Source organism: Amycolatopsis sp. NPDC003676, from assembly GCF_053587275.1.
In genome coordinates, this window is the sequence record NZ_JBSFNS010000308.1 from 1 (window position 1) to 1,340 (window position 1,340).

Here is a 1,340-nt window from a genome sequence, read left to right on the forward strand (position 1 = left end):
GAATCCCGCGCAGTTCGAGATCGTTTCCCGGCTGGTGGAAGAGGCGCGGGCGCGCGGAGCCGGGCCGGTATCGAATTCCGGAGTTCCCGGCGCTGCGGCATCGAATGTCGCAGCGAGCGGCGGTATTCCGGCTCCGGGCGGAGTGCCTGTCGCCGGTGGACAGATCCCCGGCATTGCACCGGTCGGTGGCGGCCAGGCGCCTGGCGCTGCGCCGGTTGGTGGCCAGGTGGCTGGTGGTGTGCCGGTCGGTGGTGGCGACGTGGTCGGGGGTGTGCCGGTTGGTGGGCAGCCGCCGGTGGGTGGGTTCGGCCCGGGTGGGCAGTTCATCGGTGGGGTGCCTGGTGGTGCTGGGGTGGGGCAGTCGCCGTGGGCGCCGGGGTATGGGCAGGTGCGGCAAATGGCTGGGGCGCAGCATGTTCCGCCGTCATACGGGGGGTGGAACCGGGCGTCGGGGTATGGGGCGGGGCGGCCCGGTGGGGGGTGGGTGGCGCCGGTGGTGCGGGAGCCGCGGACGCCGTGGTGGCAGCGGGAAGGGGTGATTTCGCGGGCGCTGGCGGTGGCGGGTGTCGGGGTGACGCTCATCGGTGTGCTGATGTTGCTGGTGCTGGCGGCGCAGGCCGGGTTCTTCGGGCCGGTGGCGAGAGTTGTTGCCGGGGGAGTGCTTTCGGTCGGGTTGGTCGCGGCCGGGTGGCGGGTGTTCGGGCGGCCCGGTGGGCGGGTCGGCGGAATCGCGTTGGTGGCCACCGGTATTGCCGGTGCCTACCTGGATGTGGTCGCGGTGACCGGGTATTACCACTGGGTGGCGCCGGGGATCGGGCTCGCGGTGGCGTTGGGGGTCGCGTCGGCGGGGGTCGGGATCGCGATGCGGTGGCAGTCGCAACCGCTGGCGGTGGGGGTGGTGCTCGGCGCGGCGGTGCTGTCGCCCGTGTTGACGACCGAGCTCCTGCTGCTGGGGTTCCTGGTGGTGTTGCAGGCGGCGGGGGTGCCGGTGCAGATGCGCCGGGAGTGGCCGGTGCTGCACGTGGCGCGGACCCTGCCGGTGGTGCTGGCCGCGCTGAGCATGATCGCCCTGAGCGGGCTGTCGGCGGCCATCGCCGGTGACGAGGTCGTCGAGGAGCGCGGCGGGCTGCTGGCAGCGGCCGTCGCCAGCGCGGTGGTGGGGCTGACCGGCGCGCTGCTGGTGGTCCGGCGCCGCTCCGGTGACATCACCGCGAGCGTCACGATCGCGCTCACCGCGCTGCCCGTCTTCGCCGCCGCGCTGCTGTTCGACCGCCCGGTGACCACGGCGATCACCGGCACGCAGGCCGCGATCCTGCTCGGCTTGGCGGCGACGACGCTGG

2 protein-coding genes are annotated in these 1,340 nt (G+C 73.9%); one reads left to right on the plus strand and one right to left on the minus strand.

The features are described from left to right. A partial coding sequence (locus ACWDNU_RS45935; protein WP_449673460.1) for a hypothetical protein occupies positions 1-415 on the minus strand: 415 nt, incomplete at its 3' end. A gap of 78 nt (positions 416-493) precedes the next feature. Between ACWDNU_RS45935 and ACWDNU_RS45940 the strand changes: the two genes are divergently transcribed. Then, positions 494-1,340, plus strand: an 847-nt coding sequence (locus ACWDNU_RS45940) for a DUF2339 domain-containing protein (protein ID WP_449673461.1), incomplete at its 3' end; no start/stop codon positions are given.